The organism is Janthinobacterium sp. TB1-E2 (assembly GCF_036885605.1).
Lineage (GTDB): Bacteria > Pseudomonadota > Gammaproteobacteria > Burkholderiales > Burkholderiaceae_D > Janthinobacterium > Janthinobacterium aestuarii.
Genome location: NZ_CP142523.1, coordinates 598,055 through 614,478, shown reverse-complemented (window position 1 = coordinate 614,478; position 16,424 = coordinate 598,055). Strand labels below are relative to the sequence as shown.

The following is a 16,424-nucleotide window of genomic DNA, read 5'->3' as shown; positions in this document are numbered from 1 at the left end:
ACTCTCAATAAATGCTGCAACGCCCCAGCTTATTAAACCGTCGTGATCGTACATAAAAAGAACTATGATGAAATTGTCTCAGAAAGAACAGTTGGGCGAAATCCACATCGGTTTCGGTACGAAAAATGGCCGGACCTTGGTACATGGTATTGAGTTACATCGCAACAAAGAGCATGTCGCCACAACTTACTGGTCGAACGTTGATCCTACAAATACCGTTGAGATCGCCATTTGCGCTGAGAGGCTCACAGACCTTCGTCCGGTGGAAGAAGTACGTCAGTGGCTGACGGCGGAGAAGAAGAACAGCGAGCGTCCGACTGTGGATCATCAGCCAGGTAACGACTGGATAACCATTGGGTTTAACGCGCAAGAACTGAACCAGTTTCTTCAACGCGTGAGAGCGTTTCGACGAACAATGGGAAGCAGAATAGCGCCCGCACTTCCACCATCTGAAATTTCCTCTTTAGAGCAACAATTGGAAGCTCCAATGGTGCCAATAATCCATTTGCTCCCAGATGCCCCTCTATCGCACGCAAAAGTCGGTGCGCTTAAAAAAGGGAAGATATATATCGCAAATTTTGGAACGCAAAACTATCTTTGGCAGGAGTGCCTCGCAGACAATATCATCGCGACATTTGAACTAATGGAGATGCTAAAATTTTTTACTTCAGATGATCGCGAGGGTTACATTGAGCGCATCATGAAGGTAGGTAAAACGGCTAGCGGTTCGTCTGTACCTCGTTCTCTTGCATCACGTTGGTTCACAATAGGTAAAAATTTTGAACAAACCGATGGCGACATCTGGATACACAAGGAAGGTAACTATTTGTGGTGGACTGTATCCCTTCCCTCAGCACTACGAGTGAGAGAGGCCCCAGCCAACCACAGAGGAGCCGTTGAGGGAGAGGTTTTTTACGAATTAATCAAAGACGTCATGCCGTGGTCAAACAAGAACTTGCATGGCAATCGACTGCTCTGGAACCAGCTCCACGCTAAAGCAAAGCGCTTCCTTTTTACCGAAGGGACTTTGCAGCAGCCAAACCCAGATAATGCCTCGTATACTCGAGCATTAATCGCCGGAGATGATTTGGAACAATGGCATAAAAGCGCATCATGGAAAGCGACGGCTAGAGGCGCTGCTCATGCACATGTAACGTTGGCAAACTCTCGGCAAAAATCAGTCACGAGCATGGCCCTGACTGCGATCCATACGACAACATATTCGGATGGAAGAGAAATTATCAGTACAGGAAAAATCAAAAACTTCCTGTTCGACTCATCATACGAACTCGAAACTTACATCTTTGAGCTTCTAGAACTGCAGAACGATGAGTGCGCAATAAGTGGTCTCCCGCTTCAATTTCTCGGCGAGCATGACAACAGCGATTTTCTGTGCTCGCTCGACCGGATAGATAGTGACGGGCACTACGAAAGAGGAAACCTCCAAATTGTGTGCAGGTTTATAAACGGATGGAAAGGCGCCAGAATGGACAAACAGTTTCGTTTCCTATTGAAGGCAGTATGCGAACACAACAACGTAAATTTAGGTTAAAGAGCAGAAAAATTTTCAGAATGCGGCGACTGAGTCCGCAGCTATAAGCGCTGAATAATCGCTACTCTTTTCCACCATTCTGCACAAAACCATGATTTATTTGATTCAGCATGAACACTTTTCAACTTGCAAGTTGAATTCAATTTCTTTCGGGAGGTAGATAGGTTGGACTAATTTCAAGTAAATTAAATCTCGCGTACTCAAGATCATGTTTCGAAAACAAAGGTTGAAACTGCTTTTCTAGCATAATGCTTTCGAAAGACAATTGAAGTGCATTTGCTTTCGCGAGTTTTTTTAGTCCGCTTTTTAGCTCAGCACCCGGTTGAACGAGTTGCTTTGCTACCTCAACAGCATGTTTTCTAGATAACATTCCATCGATTGAGTGTGTGACATATTTTTTTCGCAAAGAAATATCCATCGCTTCTCGAATACGATTACTGAAAGCTTGCCTCAGCGGCTCGATAGGCATAATACTACTATTCGATGTTGCTACCAATTCCTCTTTTAGAGCTTGAAGAAAAACTGGCAATAAAGGTAAGGTCGCACTGATAGACCAAGGTTCCACATTTCCGAGAAAATTTAGAAATCTATCAGAATTAAGCACGGTCCATAATGCACTTATCACGGTTGGTGTAAGTTCAAAAGGAGCAAATAGTGGGCTACGATCATTGCGTTCAACCGCAATTTTTGTGTACTGAACATGCACTGCTCCATTCGATATAACCTCATCTACGTGTAGCCAATATGGCTTGCGATTATGATCAGGGTATCCGTCATTTCGAGCGTACCAGCAGAGTATCCAACGATCCGGTTGGATTTCATCCCCCTCCAGAAATGAAACTGAATCTTTAATCGTAGTGGGAAAAATTACTTGCTCACTATACTCGATTTCCCCCCACACGCAGCATACGTAAAATTCATCTGACGCAACAGGTTGATAATCTTTTAATTCATCTTCCGTCGAATCGTTTCTAATGCCACCTGTTTTAACTGCTCGATCCCATAGTGCACGTAGTTCGGCTAAACGTTCGAGCTTGGATTCCGTCGTGGGATATGCAAACTTGGCTTTGTCCTTATATTTTTCAATTAACACACGCAGCCCATCAATTTCTTCTTTTTCCTCAATAAAGAAGCCTGCCTCTTCCAATCCCTGCGCGCTCAAACCATTGGCCGTCAGATTAAAACTTCCCACTGCAGCCTGTGATGCACTCAGGTATATTTTCGCGTGCAGATTATCGAGAAAATATATGTTTTCCCATCCAATATATTTAACCATATTCACAATTGCATATGGATTTGACCCTAATGTAGGAGACAATATTATTTCTTTAATTCTGTCAGGTGAAACATAGGATGCCCAATCTATTCCTACGTAGGCAACAGCAATGCTGGTTGGCGAGATATCGCGGATTGTCGATTTGATGTCTGTGCCGTGGATAAGCCTCATATTTCCCCGTCAAATAATTAAATTTATTTTTTATAATAACAGCAATTTTATAATTTAGGAGAGCTGTAAAAAACAATGTACGTTCCAACCTGACGATGTTCAATCACTCTCGCGATACAAGGCCGCTGCAACAAGCACATGCTGTTGAGGCCCACGTCAAGTTGATCTAGATTGCCTGTCCTACTACCTCAACTCAAAGCGTCTCAAAACGTTGCTGCACGCGAGTTTCCGGCTATGGATATGTGGGTCATCCAAAAGAGCCACTTGGGGCAAAAATCCGTCGAAGCCGCCACTCTTCCTCAGAACTTAACTCGACTTGCACAAGGACGAACGGGACTTACGATGACTCTTGTCGCGGTCACATATGCCGCTCAACCAACCTTATTAAGGGAGTTACTTGATGAGTACCGATAAAGTCACGAACCAGACCATTTTTACTACCGACTGGGCGAAAGAAGATCGCCGATCCGTGAAGGCCTACCTCAATGGCAAAAGCGACGGCCGGGTCCTGTGGTGGAACATCAATCGTTGGGTTCACCAGCATTTCTGGTCCAAAGCTTCACTCGAGAAGATTATGTTTTGCTTCCACTCACGCCACCAAACACTCACCTTGCTCAACCTGGAATATCGAGCCGACGTCCAAGAGGTGGCAAAGGCAATCCAGTCCGAGGGAGTTGTGGCAGGAATTCGATTCGCGATTTCCTCAGCCTGTAAGACGCGTTTTTCTGAAGGATCCACGTACTCGCAGCTCTCCTGCCATAAGGATGCCATGCCATGAACGAGGTTGGCGAAGGCCGGACATAGTGGTTTCACCCTGAACATCATGAAGACAAAAAAATGAACAAACTTATTGAGCATATTAAAAAAGTAGCGATCGACGACATGCGCCTTTTTTTCGAACCGTTCACCATAATGACACGCCTGATTCGCCGCCTGGCCACAGCCATGATTTCTCGTTTCAGACGAGCCAAAACAAAGGACGAGAAGGAAGGTGATCAATGAGAAGTAGCGCTTTCTACTTGTTACTTTATTTCCATCCGTTAGTGAAAATGCTCCTCACAATTGTGTGTCGGGTTTTCGGCTTCCTCGCGTTCCTCATGCTGATCGCGATATTCTTCAACGACTCTTGGCCGGACATTCTCGCGATTACTGCACTATTCTTTGTGGTATCGATCAGCGCCGCGATTCTTCAGGCAAGGTACACCAGGCTTCTGCTGAAACTCCAACCGGATGAGACTGAATACATTTTTTACGACTGATTGAACATCCAAGGCCGACCGTCACCTGATACTCGGCCTTGGTACCTCACCTACCTCGGTGAAACACGAGGAGAATCTGCAGCATCTTCGGCCAACTGTTCGTTATCTCTTCCCTGCTCTATCTGTTTCTCAGCTATTTCTGATACATCCGTTATTCAGATACCTTGACTTTATCTGCATTTCAGATAATATCGATATATCTGAATAACGGATACCATACATGTCCTTCTCGCCCACCACCCACCGTCTTCTCACGGCGTCGCAGCTCGGCCAGTTGCTCGCATCGGCCCGCAAACGGCATAAAATCACCCAGGCGACTGTAGGCACGCGTGTCGGCTTGAGCCAGAACCGCATCTCCTACCTGGAGAGCCATCCTGACGAAATCAGCGTCAAGCAGTTACTCAGCTGGTGCTCCGCACTCGAGCTGGAGCTGCAGTTGGGCGAGCGCGATACGTCCGCCGCAAGCAATTCGGCGGAGTGGTAGTCATGGGCCGCCGCTCACACAGCCAGACGCTCCATCTTTGGGCAAATGGCGACTATGTAGGACGCTGGACGGTCAAGGCCAACGGAGACTCCGAACTCCAGTACGATGCGTCCTGGCAAAGCTCAAGGTTGGGGCGCCCAATCTCGCTGTCGCTGCCGTTCAATCTACGCAATGAACCGCTCAAGGGTGCCAGTGTTGCAAACTACTTTGAGGGCTTGCTGCCGGACAGTGACATCATTCGCAAACGCGTTGCGACCCGGTTCAAGACAGGCTCTCTCGAACCGTTCGACCTTCTCGCGGCTATCGGCCGGGACTGCGTCGGCGCCTTGCAGCTGCTGCCCGAAGGCGGCAAACCGGAAGGACTGGCCCAGGTCGATGGCATCGCCCTTGACGAGGAAGACATCGAGCGGCACTTGCTCGAAGTGGTCAGCTCGGAGCGACACGGCGCCACCGATGACGCCGACGATGATTTCCGCATTTCGCTGGCTGGCGCGCAAGAGAAAGACGCCTTCTTGTGGTGGGATGGGAAATGGATGAAGCCGCGTGGCGCTACCCCCACAACGCACATCTTCAAGCTTCCGATCGGGATGGTAGGCGGGAAAAAAGCCGATTTCACCACGTCGGTCGATAATGAGTGGCTATGCCTGCGGCTGTTCAAGGAGTACGGGCTGCCCACGGCAAATGCCGAGATTGCGACGTTCGGCGAGCAACGGGTGCTCGTCGTCGAGCGTTTTGACCGCGTGCGGTCAGCCAATGGCAAGCAGCTGTTCCGGCTGGTTCAGGAGGATTTTTGCCAGGCGACGGGAACATCACCGCTGCTGAAATACGAAAATGACGGTGGACCGGGGTTAAAACAGATGTTTACGCTGCTGCAGCAATCGCAGCAGAGCGCTGCCGACATGCACACGCTGATGGCCTCACAACTTCTGTTCTGGATGCTGCGCGCACCCGATGGCCACGCCAAGAACTTCAGTATCCAGCTACTGGCGGGCGCCGGCCGGTTCAAGCTGACGCCCATCTATGATGTGATGTCCGGCTATCCTGTGATCGGCCCTGGACCCAACCAGTGGGCCGAACGCAAGCTCAAGATGGCGATGGCGCTACTCGGAAGCAACCGGCACTACCTTGCGCATGGCATACAGCGGCGACACTTCAATAGCACTGCAAAAGCGGTCGGCTGTGGCGCGGACGCCGAACAGCTCATGCTCGATTTCATTGCCCGCACACCCGCAATTGTAGACAAGGTCCGCGGCGAACTGCCTGTGGGGTTTTCGGAAAAGGTGGCCGACAAAATTCTGGGCGGCCTGCTTGATGCCGCAGCCGCCCTTCAACGGATGCCGCCAGCCTGACCAGTGCCTCGCAGACGGCACGGCCGCGCACCGGGCACTACCGCGAAAATGGCCAGTATTCTAACCTCGGTTAAACATGAGGAAAATCAGCAGCATCTTCTGGCCAGCTATTCCGTTATTCCTCCTCTAAAATCGCATACGCCTCGAACTGCAGCTCAGCCGGATCAATGCACAACTGGTACCGATCGTGTTCGACAAGGAGTTCATGAAACGAGCCATCCGGGGACTGTGCGACAGCTGCCGTAACCTTTTCTTGGACAATTCTTATTGCTTCGGCCAAAAGGTCAGGCCAGATTGTTGGAAGGAACACATTGGCCAGCCAGGACCTCAGTACTTCTCCGCATCCCTCTTCACTTTGAAACGAAATTACTGAAAAGTAGAAATCTCCTTCATCACAATCAAACTCAGGATAATAAAACGGATGGTTGCGGTACAGCCACATGAACAGGTCTTCCAGTTGCGCGCTCTGCGGGAACGCCAGTAGCAGGTCTATTGGCATGAATTCGTAACGCAAAACTGGGATGCTCTCGTCATCATCAGGGTCAATCGGTTCGAACTGTTCACTCAACGTCCCCCAGGAAAAAACATACCCCTGTTTATCCAGGTACTGGTCAAGCATGCTGAGCCCCCGTCCGTCTTTGGATAGACTACAAATATCTTCAGCAGTAAGAAATGAATACTTGCCATGGACAAGCTCCCGTATGAGCTTTGCTGGCATCCCAAGTTCTGCCGGGCACGCATTGATCAACGAGTTAATGGCCACTTCGTTCAGTGCAATATCTCGATTGCTATACATTCCACTTCTCCTATTAACACAACAAAAAATCGTTCAACATCGCTTCAGCGCTGATGCGCAGCGCCAGAGGAGTCTCCAGCCCTGGAGACATCCATTCCACCCCGTGACGCCGGGCATGCTTCGCAAACAACATATGTGCCTGGTCTGCAGTCAAGACTAGGCCAGTGCGAGCCATCATTTCCTGAATAAACCGACAGTCCTCTAACCGCGCGGCGGGAACTTCGGGCAGTGCAACAGCATCGAGAATCCGAAGTGCTTTCTGAATCGTCACGATCCCTTGATCGCTGTCAGGAAAAAGTGCTGAGGACGAGTCGAAGGAACCGATGTACGCACTTGTCACGGACTGCCGGTTGTGTCCCAATACTTGCGCCACCTTCGCCTTCACGACGCCGCTATCGGCGCCATCCAGCTGCCCTACGCCTCCACCCATCGTGGCTGGGATCATCCCGAGCAGCAACGCATGGTTCTCGGCAAATTGCGCGCGCAATCCATGTCCTGTTATGCCGGCATCGGCTTTGGTGAAGCCGAACGACGTCATCAAGTTCTCGTAGCGGCGAATGTTCTGCTCCAGACTGGCTATCTGGCCCGACCGGGAATACTCCCACCCAAGCGCTTTATTTTTCGACACGCGTGCTTTGACGTAGTCGAGCAAATCGCGCTGCGCGTTTGAAACGATGGGAATATTTCGCCAACGACCGCCTTTACCCATCCCCGGAAAAACCTGCAGGTAATGGCCGTAATCCTGAACGTGTGGATTGCATTTCAAGACCTCTTCGCGCCGCAGTCCAAAGCCCAGTTCGAGACGTAACATCAGACCGAGGCACGGGTCGCGCTCGTCAACCTTGCGGAACGTCTCGACCAGATCAATGCCATGTCCCGACCAGGACTTCGTGGTTCGGGCGGCCGAACGCACTTTCAACAATTCAGGATCTACATCCGGCAGATATTTCTGAACGGCGCCAACCATGCCTGGCTTGCCGAGCATTGCGCAGAAAACCCGTAATCGGGACAGATCGTTCTGGATGGTCTTGGCTTTCTTGTGCTGGCAATACCACCAGTGCTTGACGAGCAATTCGATATGCCGTTCACCGAGATTCTTCGGATCCTGAATCTTGTAGCCGAGTTCATGCAGCCGCCGAATTGATGCATATAAAACGTCTTTCGTCAGTGTCTGGGTTCGTTCGGACGCCACCTTGCCATTGACCCGGCGTGTGCCTGCCAATTTCATGATGTCATTCACTTTTTGCTGCCACATATGTCCTCCACAAAAAACATCGATACCTCTTATCACCAGACGCGGAAGCGCAGCGGGTCGAGCGGCGGGGGTAAGGCTCCCGTCTTAAATAAACCGGTTTCGCATCAGCGGGCCTTACTGCCAACCACCGATGCGCCGAGCCCTTGCGGTACTCGGTTTCTCTTCCTGGGAAAAGAACGGAACATTGAGCAGTTTCTCGCTGCGCACTGCCGGACCAGGTCCGGGCGTTGAGGGTGCGCGCCTCCAGTTACGGGAAAACCAGTGAGAGCTGGCGTGACGTTCTCAGGCGCCGTGCCTAATGCACATGCGGCCTGAGGGGTGACTAACCCGATCACGATGTTTGCAGTTGAAGTGTTGGAGGGTGGTGCTCTTCGGAGCGAAGAAGGGATGGAGATATGGCTGTAGCGTGGCCGTTTGCGCTAACCACTCAAGCAGGAACGACGATCTGTGATCGGGTTTTCCCTGCCATTGCGCTGGAAAGCCGATGACGACACGTTTTGGGGATCACTCTGTACCTGCCTGTAGAGCCATGCAGACAAGACTTGGCCAAGTAAGAACTGGATTTTTTGATTGTGATGAGTGCTCGCGATCGGATGAAAGCGAGCGATGCCAAACGCTTGGCGTTGCGAAAAGCTGTTCTCTCTCTGGACAGAACAACTTGAAATTGCGGGGAACAAAAATGCCGAATGTCGACGCTGCGTAATTTATACAAACGTAGCTAGCATGTCAAGACACCTTTTTTGCTGGGCCACTTGTCTGGATTTCCGCACCTGGTGATAGCTAATAACGGCGCATTTTCGAACCTCGATATTCGACACGGACTACTTCCCGGTTCCGGTTGCATCTTCAGGTCACGAGGGAAACCTGACTTGCGCACGCCGGCTTGCGCTTTACATTAAATCTTTCACTGACACTTGGAGTTCTAAATGGAAAACATCTCAATCGCAATCGATGGCGGCCACTCAATGTTCAAAATACGCGCAGCCTCGCTGGCATCGCCAGACGCGCGTCATTCGTTTCAGATTCCCACTGTCGTAATCCCCGCGATCACGCTGACGAACGAGCAGACGCGACAAAAAGCTGAGCTCGAAACTGTCGAGGTGGATGGGCGCAGATACTTCTTCGGCGATACTGCGTTGCGGCAAGGCCGTTCCGAAGTGTACACAGGACAAAACGCGGATTGGATCGAGAGTCCCCAGCACGATGCACTGGTGCTGGGAGCATGGCGCAAGGCCATGCAGGCGTTCGGCAATCCTTCGGCAAGGGTGCATCTGGTGATGGGCTTACCGGCCAAGTTCGTCGGGTCGCAGCGCGACACGCTGCGCGACCGCATCGTAGCTTTGCTGACCCCACGCCTCCTGCCCGGCCAGACACTCAGGGTGATGGTGCAGAGCCAGGCGGATGCACCGCTGCAGTGGCTCTCGATCCAGAATAACGGTTGCCTCCACCCACAGCGAGATCTCGACAGCGAGGCCTGGGGCGTCATCGAAATCGGCCACTACACCACCGACTTCGCGCTGTGCGATCGCGGTTCCATGATGGAGTACGCGGCCATATCGTGCGCAGGCATGCATTTGGTCTACGACGGCATGTCCAGCGCGCTGGCACAGGCCAAGCTGCCAACGTCACTGGACGTGGTAGATGCGGCAGTGCGCAACGGAAGCATCAAACACTTCGGGCAGCGGGTCGACGTCTCTCCCTTGCTCAATCAGGCGAAAGCAGGCTTCGAAGCCGTCGTCATGGATGAAGCCAACCGCGTATTTGGCCAAAAAGCAGCCGTATTGGACGGCATCATCATTGGTGGTGGAGGTGCTGAAATGCTTCTTGATGGACTCAAACAACGATATCCCAATGCTGTCACCAGCGACGAACCGCGGATGATGGTCGCGGAAGGCTTCTGCCGCCTCGGCCTGTTGTCACTGCTGCAGTCCTGATCCTGGGATCTGCCATGTCGACACCAATGGATAAGCCGCCGAAAATCGGTACCGAGATCACCGTTCGCATCAGCCTGACTTTTCAGGAGGCTCCGGACGTCCACACGCTGCTGGCGATGACGCCGGTACGCGAACGAGGCAAGCTCGTACGCCTGGCCTTGGAGCGATACATTGCCGAGATCGGTCACCCAGCAGGTGACGTCGAACAGCAGATCCATGCCATCTCGACATGGCTGAGATCCCGAAGTGGGCGGGAAGAAGCGACGGTGGTTGCTGCACGCAGTTCCGAAGCGGCGGGCCTGGTCGATGCTGGGAGTACAACCCAAGTTCGCGAAACTGCAAAGCCTGTGCCAGCACTAAGGGAACTGGCTCAGAAAGAGACACCAAGTGCACCCTCACCCATTGCGAGATGGCTTCAAACCTAGGCGGACAATCGGATGATCGATTGAATCCGCAGGCTAAATCGGCTCAGAAAGGAAATTCTGAAGGCACCCCGAAATAGGCATCGGCGAACGGATTTGGACCGCTGGAGGCAGAAACGCGAGAAAATGCTTTTCTGTTACGGTCACAAAATTACACTGCAAGCTCCATCCAAGTTAAAAGGAGCATTTAATGAACCACAAACAAGCTGATCATAACGCTAACCAGCATAACCCGAATAACATCGCGCACAAGCAGGTGAATGACAATCGTTCGAATCAAGGAAATTCCACAAGCCCGGTGCATGACAAAGGCAGAGCCATTCAGCAACCAGTCGTGAAACGCAAATAAAATAGAAGGCAATATCTTGGGGCGCGCAGCATCAATTTGCGGGCCCGCTTCCAAAATGGAGTGTGCAATGGCAAGAAAAAAGGCTAATGACGGAGTTTTGGCAACGATCGAGCGACTGACAGGCAAAGTGCCTTGCCCTATGTATTTACGGAGTGCGCTGAACAAGTATTTGTACCAGGAACAGCTATTTGAAGGCGCAACTGCGGGGAATACACATGGTCGCCGTAAAAAGCTGGGACAGCTACGTGGCCCAGATACTGACAACCTCGTGCGTAACCTGCTGGACCTCGATGCGCTCTTCAGCGGTGAGACAACCACGGTGATAGACGTCGTCACTGGTGCAATAGATGCGAATATCTTGAACGAACGGCTGAATGATGTCGAGCAAAGCATGCAGCAACGCCTCGATATCTACCGCTACTGGCTGGATCGTATCTCGTCAGCGCGCTCCGTTCTTGCTGACCCTCATTTGAATTTAAAGGTAGACAGGCTGGATGAGAGGTTGTTGGCCGCCAGGAATACTGAGATACCGACTATTGCTCCCTTTGCGCTGCATGCACTGCAAGTGCAGGAGGCAAGTGAAGCGAAGGCGCGGACAGGCTTGCCAAGCGCAGCTGAGTTTATATCAAGGGCGGATGCTTATCTCGCGCTGGACGACTTGGCGAATGCGGATAGAAATGCCTGCTCAGCTATCGAGCAAGACGCAGCTTGCGCACGAGGCTGGTTTATCCGCGTTGCGATCGCGCTCCGACGCCGTCAATCGGCAATGCGAACATTCCATCGGAAGAGGATGGAGGCGCAGGAATTTGCGGAACCACTCTCGGGGCATGAACGATGGGCAAATGAACAAGCCGACGAGTCAGCTAACGATGCCTGGGAGCACCAACAGTCTCTGGATGCGATACTGCCGCAAGCCATTTTGCATTGGCCCCAAAATGCAGGGCGACGTGAATACGGCGATTTATGGAAGCAGGTTCGCAACGTATTCGTCGGAAGAATGTTCGCGATTGCCGTGCACAGTGTCCAACGAGCAGGCTCACGGGAGCAGTGGGCGCATCTGAACGGCCTGGAGCTAGAATGGGAACTCGAGCACCGAAAGCAGCCATATGCGTCGAGCAGCGGATTGACTGGAAGCTCATCATTCACCGCAGAGGAAACGCGAGCCATCACTAAACTGCTGGCTGTCTACGATGATAAGCCTCAGCAGTTTTTTGACATCATTGAGGGTAGCAGAATCTCCACTGACTTCCAGCTTTACCACCTGCGCTTCGCGCTACGCATGGAAGGTTGCGACGCGCACTGGGCCATGCTGCAGGCCGCAGTTGCGACAAGCCCGCTTGCCTCGCAGGCCGATAACCTGATGCGGGATCCTACTGTAGCGAAACTATGGCAGGCGCATTACTGCCGCCACAGTCAGCCAGCTGCTCTGGTGCAGTCTTACGCGAAATGGCTAAAGGAAACCCAAGCTCAAAGCAACGGACACCTTCGTCACTCTGTCCTGCAGCAATATGCCTACCTATTTCACCATCAATTCGTGCGGCGGCAATTCGGCCTATGCGGGGAGGTGGCCGCTGAGGCACTCACACTTTTTGCAGGAGCTACGGCGCTGACCGGCTGGTTCGGGTGGCAGCCGCATCCCTACGACGATTCCATCAGCATGCCGCTCCATCAATGCCGTTACTGGGAGTATCTTGCAGCAGTCGCGGCCGTCGAGCAACGCAGGAAGAGCGAGCCCCTGTCAGCAAAAGCGCAAGCGATCCTCGATGACGAAAGCCGCTGGAGAGAGGCCTTTTCAGAACAAGCTAAATGCTTTTGGACGGCATCAATGGAGTACGAGGATGGCTGTGGCGAAGACTGGCCCGAGCCGCCTTATGGAATCGACCTGCGCGAGCAGGATAGCTGGGCGAAGTAGGGACGATTTGTGGCCAAGAGGAAGGGAGGGGATATCGGCTTTCAGCTGCTAAGTATTTGCCGAACCAGCTACGTGCCAGCATGCATACCGTCCGTACCTATCGTGACGCGTTAACGATGCTGTTCAAGTTCATTGCGAGTTATCGTGGCCGAGCAATCGCCTCCTTACAGTTGGGCGACATCGATGCCGATGCAGTCCTGCACCGGGTTCATGACGGAGCTGGCTTTACGCTTACCAAAATCTATACAAAATACTTTTTAATATCTATACAGAATCTAGCTATAATTCTCAAATGAATAGAGACAGCAGCCATCTCCTTCTTCAGAATAGTGTTTTAATTTTAAGAAGGAGGGCTTATGTTTCAACGTCGACGCTTAGATTGCGGGATCTCGGTACCCTTGAGCAAATTGTACGTTGGTATGTCGATACACCTTAAAGGAACCGACTTTGGTTGCGTGTGGATTATCGTTCACATTGCCCCTATCGACTCCAAAGGGGTGATCTGGCTGACAGTACGCACACCTAAAAACGGTGTTGTATCTCGAGCCAACGCTACGCGAGCCCGCTACACACGGGCGCAGCAGCCGGGTTTTCGCAGCTTTTAATATCTGAATGGACAGGTTATGTCGGACAAGGCCAAACCACCAACAAACTCCAGCATTCTCGCTGCACGTGCTGTAGAACAGAAGATGTTGGACAATAAAAGCAGGTTAGCCAAATCGGAACGTGTCATCCTGGCGCGAAACCTCGATGGTTTACTCCAAGAGGCGAAAGCGTCAGGAGTACTGAAAGGGGCGGTAGTTCTGAAGGCTGGCATAGCTTGTGGCTCCGATGCGGCTGCCGCAAATGCGCTGAGCAGGTATTGCCTCAGGATAGGACATAAGCGCGCTGAGTCACCCAAGTTGTCTGCAGACCCCAAAAAATACTTAAAGTTAGCATTGGCCGCAGCAACTTTGACGGGAAAGCCGAGGCATGAGGCAATCTTAAAGCTCGCCGAGGGTTCCAATGTTTTTGGTCGGCAAGAGAAAATCGACGAGGCGCAATTTTTGCCGGCTGAAGTTGTTTGGCAGTTGTTGCGTCTCAAGCTCGTGGAGCTCATTAGCCGCCATGATCTGATGACATATTTCCGCGAAGTCGACGAAGTAAGAGGTAGATACAAGGAGGATCTGTATCTCGTTCATAAAAGTGGCTGGCACCAAGACAGTTACAGCGGCCAGTCGACTTCAAGTTGGCCTTTTGTTTACCTCGGGATCATTGTTCGACGCAGTTTTTCTGCCCGTCTAAAGATTGATGACGTCGAGAAAGAGGTAAGTGGTACGGTACAGATAGTGGAAGGTGTAAGACTTGTACTAGGTTGGGAAAACGGCTCTATATTAGCCTATCTCGAATTCTTTCCTGGCCTTGCGGTCCAGACTTTTGAACATGGTGATCACGCTCATATGTTCGATTTCCATTGGTTTGATTTTCATAGCAAGACTAACACTTACACTACAGGTCGCTTAAAGAATTTGCAGTTTAGTTTGGAAAACAACGAGAGCTTCAATAGGCCCATAGAAAGTACTGACTGGCCCTGTAGATTAAGAGAACATTCGCGATTTGAATTTCTGGATCCGCAGTCCCTTGCTAGTACTTTTTTAGAATGTAAGCTGCTCAACATGCCAGATCAAGTGCTAAATCAGTATGCAGATACTTCTGCTGTCGTATCACGCCCAGATTCACCGTTGGCACTTATCGAGGCTCAGCTACTGGAACGCAAACCCACTTACTATCGACAAACAGCATCATTCTTAGACAAGCTTGAAGAGGACATCATTTTATTAAGCACGAGCTTTCGTGCATGGCGTCAAGACCAGCTTGAGAAAGCTCGGAACGACCATTTTTTGGCAGTGGCTGACGTCGAGCAAAAATTGAATGGCCTGCGTGCTGTGCAATCTAGGGCTAAAAACCAATGAATATCCGTAGCTTGAGTGAACAATTACATCCATAGTCAGAATTTTTGAGGATAAATGCTGTTCCAAAATTCGATCACGAATGGTGGTGATAACCCGGCTGCCAGACGGCACTGGGACGACGCTTACACAGCAAGGACCTCAATGGGCACCTCTCCAACCAAATTACGCCTGCTACGCTGGCGCGAGCGTCCGAACACGTAGCGACGATGGTAAGCTAGGTAGCACGCCTGATCAGTGTCAAACAGACCGACATTGGCATTTTGAGGTGCCACGCATGTAGGATCTGGCGGTCCAGCGAAGGTGCAACCATTATTTGGCCGTCGTCAGTGAAGCTGATGCGACCGGTGTCGAAAAGATGATCGACATGCGGCGCGAGCATAAGGCCATTCGCACTGTCGAGATGCTCTCCATCCACGCATGCCGCCCAAGGCTTAATGTGGCTTGCAACAAGACAGGAAGGAGCGGCAATGCCAGTCATGCGACACACCGGTTCGCGCGCTAGAACAGAGGTCCGAAAAATCCCTTGTCCGACCCGTGCATTAATGATTTGAGCACGCGTCGTGCGCCCATATATTGAGTTAATCTGAATCCTGGAAAGTGCAATCGCTTCGCTGATGTCGGGATCGGCCCGGTGCATGCCATGCAATTCTCTGAGCATGTCTAATACGTAGGTGTGCAGCCGTGTACCCGCATTGCATTGCTGCAAACCATGACCGCCAACACGAGTTAATTTGGCCACGTCATGATAATCACGAGTAACGGAGGTATCCCACTCCACCGCAACAGAGCGCACCCGTTCAGTAGGATTAGGATAAAGCTGGGTTCCGCCTACGGTATCGGTCAGGTCTTTCGGTTCTCCGACCCAACCGATGGCAACGAAACCAACACGATCTTCGTAAGCGAATACAGGATCTCCGGGCCGCATGTCTATCAAAGCCTTGTTATATTGGCTAGGGATGCTTGGCTTAGGTGTCACGAATAACCTCCCAGCCATAAGCCAATGCGCGAATGCGGAGTTGTCGCTTGGCGTACGTTGAACCTTATAAAAACTTCCCATATCGGTATTGGCAAACCAAAACCGTTCCGGGGCTACCAATTGTTCTTGCACGTACAGGGGAGTCATAAGCACTCGCTGCTGGATAGCTGGCGTCCGCTAATGAAGAGCTGGTTAGTCATCACTTGGCCTGCGTTTAGAAGTGGGAATTTTATTTCAATATAGTGCAAGAGAGACCTAGCTATATACTGAGGCACATCGCTTCAGGCTCGGGAACCAGCTGAGCGTTCCTCGCGAGGCGTTTCGAGTGTCATCTCGGCTGCTGCCATTAGGCCGGCAAACTTGCAAATGCCCTTTCGCCCTTGACCAGCCGTTGTTTACTGGCCGTCCTCTCGCCGCGATGGTCTCGACGGTCCCGTGCAGATTCAAGCTCTGCCGTTGTCATCCCGGTCCCATCGTCTGAGATGACGATGGGCGCATCGGACATCGGCGCTGGAAGCGAGATGTGGACGTTCTCGGCGTCCGCATCCCAAACGTTGTCGACGAGTTCCTTGAACGCCTTCTCCGTTGACGGATATTCCTGGCTCAGCAGGCGCACCAACCTTGAGTCGACTTGAAAGCGTGCTGTCTTTGCTGCCATAGTCTTGCCCCTCAATTACTCGTTGCCCGGAACCCGTAGCGATACACTTTTCCAGAGGATAGCCGGTGAAGAATAATAC

16 protein-coding genes are annotated in these 16,424 nt (G+C 51.5%); 10 read left to right on the top strand and 6 right to left on the bottom strand.

Going from position 1 to position 16,424, the window contains the following annotated elements; all coding sequences use genetic code 11:
- Positions 1 to 64: 64 nt before the first annotated feature.
- Positions 65 to 1,552, top strand: coding sequence for a hypothetical protein (locus OPV09_RS02730; RefSeq protein WP_338680458.1), 1,488 nt, complete (start codon positions 65 to 67; stop codon positions 1,550 to 1,552).
- Positions 1,553 to 1,691: 139 nt separating this feature from the next.
- Here the strand turns inward: OPV09_RS02730 and OPV09_RS02725 are convergent, their stop codons facing one another.
- A complete protein-coding gene (locus tag OPV09_RS02725) occupies positions 1,692 to 2,999 on the bottom strand; it encodes a phospholipase D family protein (RefSeq protein WP_338680457.1) in 1,308 nt (435 codons plus the stop codon).
- A gap of 400 nt (positions 3,000 to 3,399) precedes the next feature.
- Here OPV09_RS02725 and OPV09_RS02720 point away from each other — a divergent pair, with 400 nt between their 5' ends.
- The 4 genes from OPV09_RS02720 to OPV09_RS02705 all read left to right on the top strand — a co-directional run bounded on the left by OPV09_RS02720 (position 3,400) and on the right by OPV09_RS02705 (position 6,091).
- Positions 3,400 to 3,777, top strand: a complete 378-nt coding sequence (locus tag OPV09_RS02720; RefSeq protein ID WP_338680456.1) for a hypothetical protein — start codon at positions 3,400 to 3,402, stop codon at positions 3,775 to 3,777.
- Between the two features lie 59 nt (positions 3,778 to 3,836).
- The gene (locus OPV09_RS02715) at positions 3,837 to 4,001 is read left to right on the top strand and encodes a hypothetical protein (protein WP_338680455.1); all 165 of its coding nucleotides are present in this window, start codon (positions 3,837 to 3,839) and stop codon (positions 3,999 to 4,001) included.
- Positions 4,002 to 4,478: 477 nt separating this feature from the next.
- Positions 4,479 to 4,742 carry a helix-turn-helix domain-containing protein gene (locus tag OPV09_RS02710; protein WP_338680454.1) on the top strand — a complete coding sequence of 88 codons (264 nt, stop codon included), beginning with the start codon at positions 4,479 to 4,481 and terminating at the stop codon, positions 4,740 to 4,742.
- 2 nt (positions 4,743 to 4,744) lie between these two features.
- Complete coding sequence (locus tag OPV09_RS02705) at positions 4,745 to 6,091, top strand: type II toxin-antitoxin system HipA family toxin (protein ID WP_338680453.1); 1,347 nt, start codon at positions 4,745 to 4,747, stop codon at positions 6,089 to 6,091.
- A gap of 115 nt (positions 6,092 to 6,206) precedes the next feature.
- Here the strand turns inward: OPV09_RS02705 and OPV09_RS02700 are convergent, their stop codons facing one another.
- Positions 6,207 to 6,887 (bottom strand): hypothetical protein, encoded by a 681-nt coding sequence (locus OPV09_RS02700; RefSeq protein WP_338680452.1) that lies wholly within the window; start codon positions 6,885 to 6,887, stop codon positions 6,207 to 6,209.
- Between the two features lie 13 nt (positions 6,888 to 6,900).
- Positions 6,901 to 8,142, bottom strand: coding sequence for a phage integrase N-terminal domain-containing protein (locus tag OPV09_RS02695; RefSeq protein WP_338680451.1), 1,242 nt, complete (start codon positions 8,140 to 8,142; stop codon positions 6,901 to 6,903).
- A 926-nt stretch (positions 8,143 to 9,068) separates the two neighbouring features.
- Between OPV09_RS02695 and OPV09_RS02690 the strand changes: the two genes are divergently transcribed.
- Together OPV09_RS02690 and OPV09_RS02685 are read left to right on the top strand one after the other, a co-directional pair.
- The gene (locus OPV09_RS02690; protein WP_338680450.1) at positions 9,069 to 10,076 is read left to right on the top strand and encodes a ParM/StbA family protein; all 1,008 of its coding nucleotides are present in this window, start codon (positions 9,069 to 9,071) and stop codon (positions 10,074 to 10,076) included.
- Between the two features lie 14 nt (positions 10,077 to 10,090).
- Positions 10,091 to 10,501, top strand: coding sequence for a hypothetical protein (locus tag OPV09_RS02685; RefSeq protein ID WP_338680449.1), 411 nt, complete (start codon positions 10,091 to 10,093; stop codon positions 10,499 to 10,501).
- 184 nt (positions 10,502 to 10,685) lie between these two features.
- Here OPV09_RS02685 and OPV09_RS02680 read toward each other — a convergent pair whose 3' ends face one another.
- Positions 10,686 to 11,012: a hypothetical protein gene (locus OPV09_RS02680; protein ID WP_338680448.1), complete on the bottom strand. Its 327-nt coding sequence runs from the start codon at positions 11,010 to 11,012 to the stop codon at positions 10,686 to 10,688.
- Positions 11,013 to 11,115: 103 nt separating this feature from the next.
- On the opposite strand from OPV09_RS02680, the gene OPV09_RS02675 reads away from it, so the two are divergent.
- The 3 genes from OPV09_RS02675 (at position 11,116) to OPV09_RS02670 (ending at position 14,711) form a co-directional block, all read left to right on the top strand.
- Positions 11,116 to 12,759 carry a hypothetical protein gene (locus OPV09_RS02675; RefSeq protein WP_338680447.1) on the top strand — a complete coding sequence of 548 codons (1,644 nt, stop codon included), beginning with the start codon at positions 11,116 to 11,118 and terminating at the stop codon, positions 12,757 to 12,759.
- A 56-nt stretch (positions 12,760 to 12,815) separates the two neighbouring features.
- Positions 12,816 to 13,055, top strand: coding sequence for a hypothetical protein (locus tag OPV09_RS28400; protein WP_425324019.1), 240 nt, complete (start codon positions 12,816 to 12,818; stop codon positions 13,053 to 13,055).
- Between the two features lie 327 nt (positions 13,056 to 13,382).
- The gene (locus OPV09_RS02670) at positions 13,383 to 14,711 is read left to right on the top strand and encodes a hypothetical protein (protein ID WP_338680446.1); all 1,329 of its coding nucleotides are present in this window, start codon (positions 13,383 to 13,385) and stop codon (positions 14,709 to 14,711) included.
- 214 nt (positions 14,712 to 14,925) lie between these two features.
- Here the strand turns inward: OPV09_RS02670 and OPV09_RS02665 are convergent, their stop codons facing one another.
- Together OPV09_RS02665 and OPV09_RS02660 are read right to left on the bottom strand one after the other, a co-directional pair.
- Positions 14,926 to 15,834 (bottom strand): HNH endonuclease signature motif containing protein, encoded by a 909-nt coding sequence (locus tag OPV09_RS02665; protein WP_338680445.1) that lies wholly within the window; start codon positions 15,832 to 15,834, stop codon positions 14,926 to 14,928.
- A gap of 199 nt (positions 15,835 to 16,033) precedes the next feature.
- Positions 16,034 to 16,345, bottom strand: a complete 312-nt coding sequence (locus tag OPV09_RS02660; protein WP_338680444.1) for an ATP-binding protein — start codon at positions 16,343 to 16,345, stop codon at positions 16,034 to 16,036.
- Positions 16,346 to 16,424 lie beyond the last annotated feature (79 nt).

What these genes read in the sequence shown, in the direction of transcription:
- OPV09_RS02730 (WP_338680458.1), top strand. Translation starts at nt 65, where the DNA reads ATGATGAAATTGTCTCAGAAAGAACAGTTGGGCGAAATCCACATCGGT.
- OPV09_RS02725 (WP_338680457.1), bottom strand. Translation starts at nt 2,999, where the DNA reads ATGAGGCTTATCCACGGCACAGACATCAAATCGACAATCCGCGATATC.
- OPV09_RS02720 (WP_338680456.1), top strand. Translation starts at nt 3,400, where the DNA reads ATGAGTACCGATAAAGTCACGAACCAGACCATTTTTACTACCGACTGG.
- OPV09_RS02715 (WP_338680455.1), top strand. Translation starts at nt 3,837, where the DNA reads ATGAACAAACTTATTGAGCATATTAAAAAAGTAGCGATCGACGACATG.
- OPV09_RS02710 (WP_338680454.1), top strand. Translation starts at nt 4,479, where the DNA reads ATGTCCTTCTCGCCCACCACCCACCGTCTTCTCACGGCGTCGCAGCTC.
- OPV09_RS02705 (WP_338680453.1), top strand. Translation starts at nt 4,745, where the DNA reads ATGGGCCGCCGCTCACACAGCCAGACGCTCCATCTTTGGGCAAATGGC.
- OPV09_RS02700 (WP_338680452.1), bottom strand. Translation starts at nt 6,887, where the DNA reads ATGTATAGCAATCGAGATATTGCACTGAACGAAGTGGCCATTAACTCG.
- OPV09_RS02695 (WP_338680451.1), bottom strand. Translation starts at nt 8,142, where the DNA reads ATGTGGCAGCAAAAAGTGAATGACATCATGAAATTGGCAGGCACACGC.
- OPV09_RS02690 (WP_338680450.1), top strand. Translation starts at nt 9,069, where the DNA reads ATGGAAAACATCTCAATCGCAATCGATGGCGGCCACTCAATGTTCAAA.
- OPV09_RS02685 (WP_338680449.1), top strand. Translation starts at nt 10,091, where the DNA reads ATGTCGACACCAATGGATAAGCCGCCGAAAATCGGTACCGAGATCACC.
- OPV09_RS02670 (WP_338680446.1), top strand. Translation starts at nt 13,383, where the DNA reads ATGTCGGACAAGGCCAAACCACCAACAAACTCCAGCATTCTCGCTGCA.
- OPV09_RS02665 (WP_338680445.1), bottom strand. Translation starts at nt 15,834, where the DNA reads ATGACTCCCCTGTACGTGCAAGAACAATTGGTAGCCCCGGAACGGTTT.
- OPV09_RS02660 (WP_338680444.1), bottom strand. Translation starts at nt 16,345, where the DNA reads ATGGCAGCAAAGACAGCACGCTTTCAAGTCGACTCAAGGTTGGTGCGC.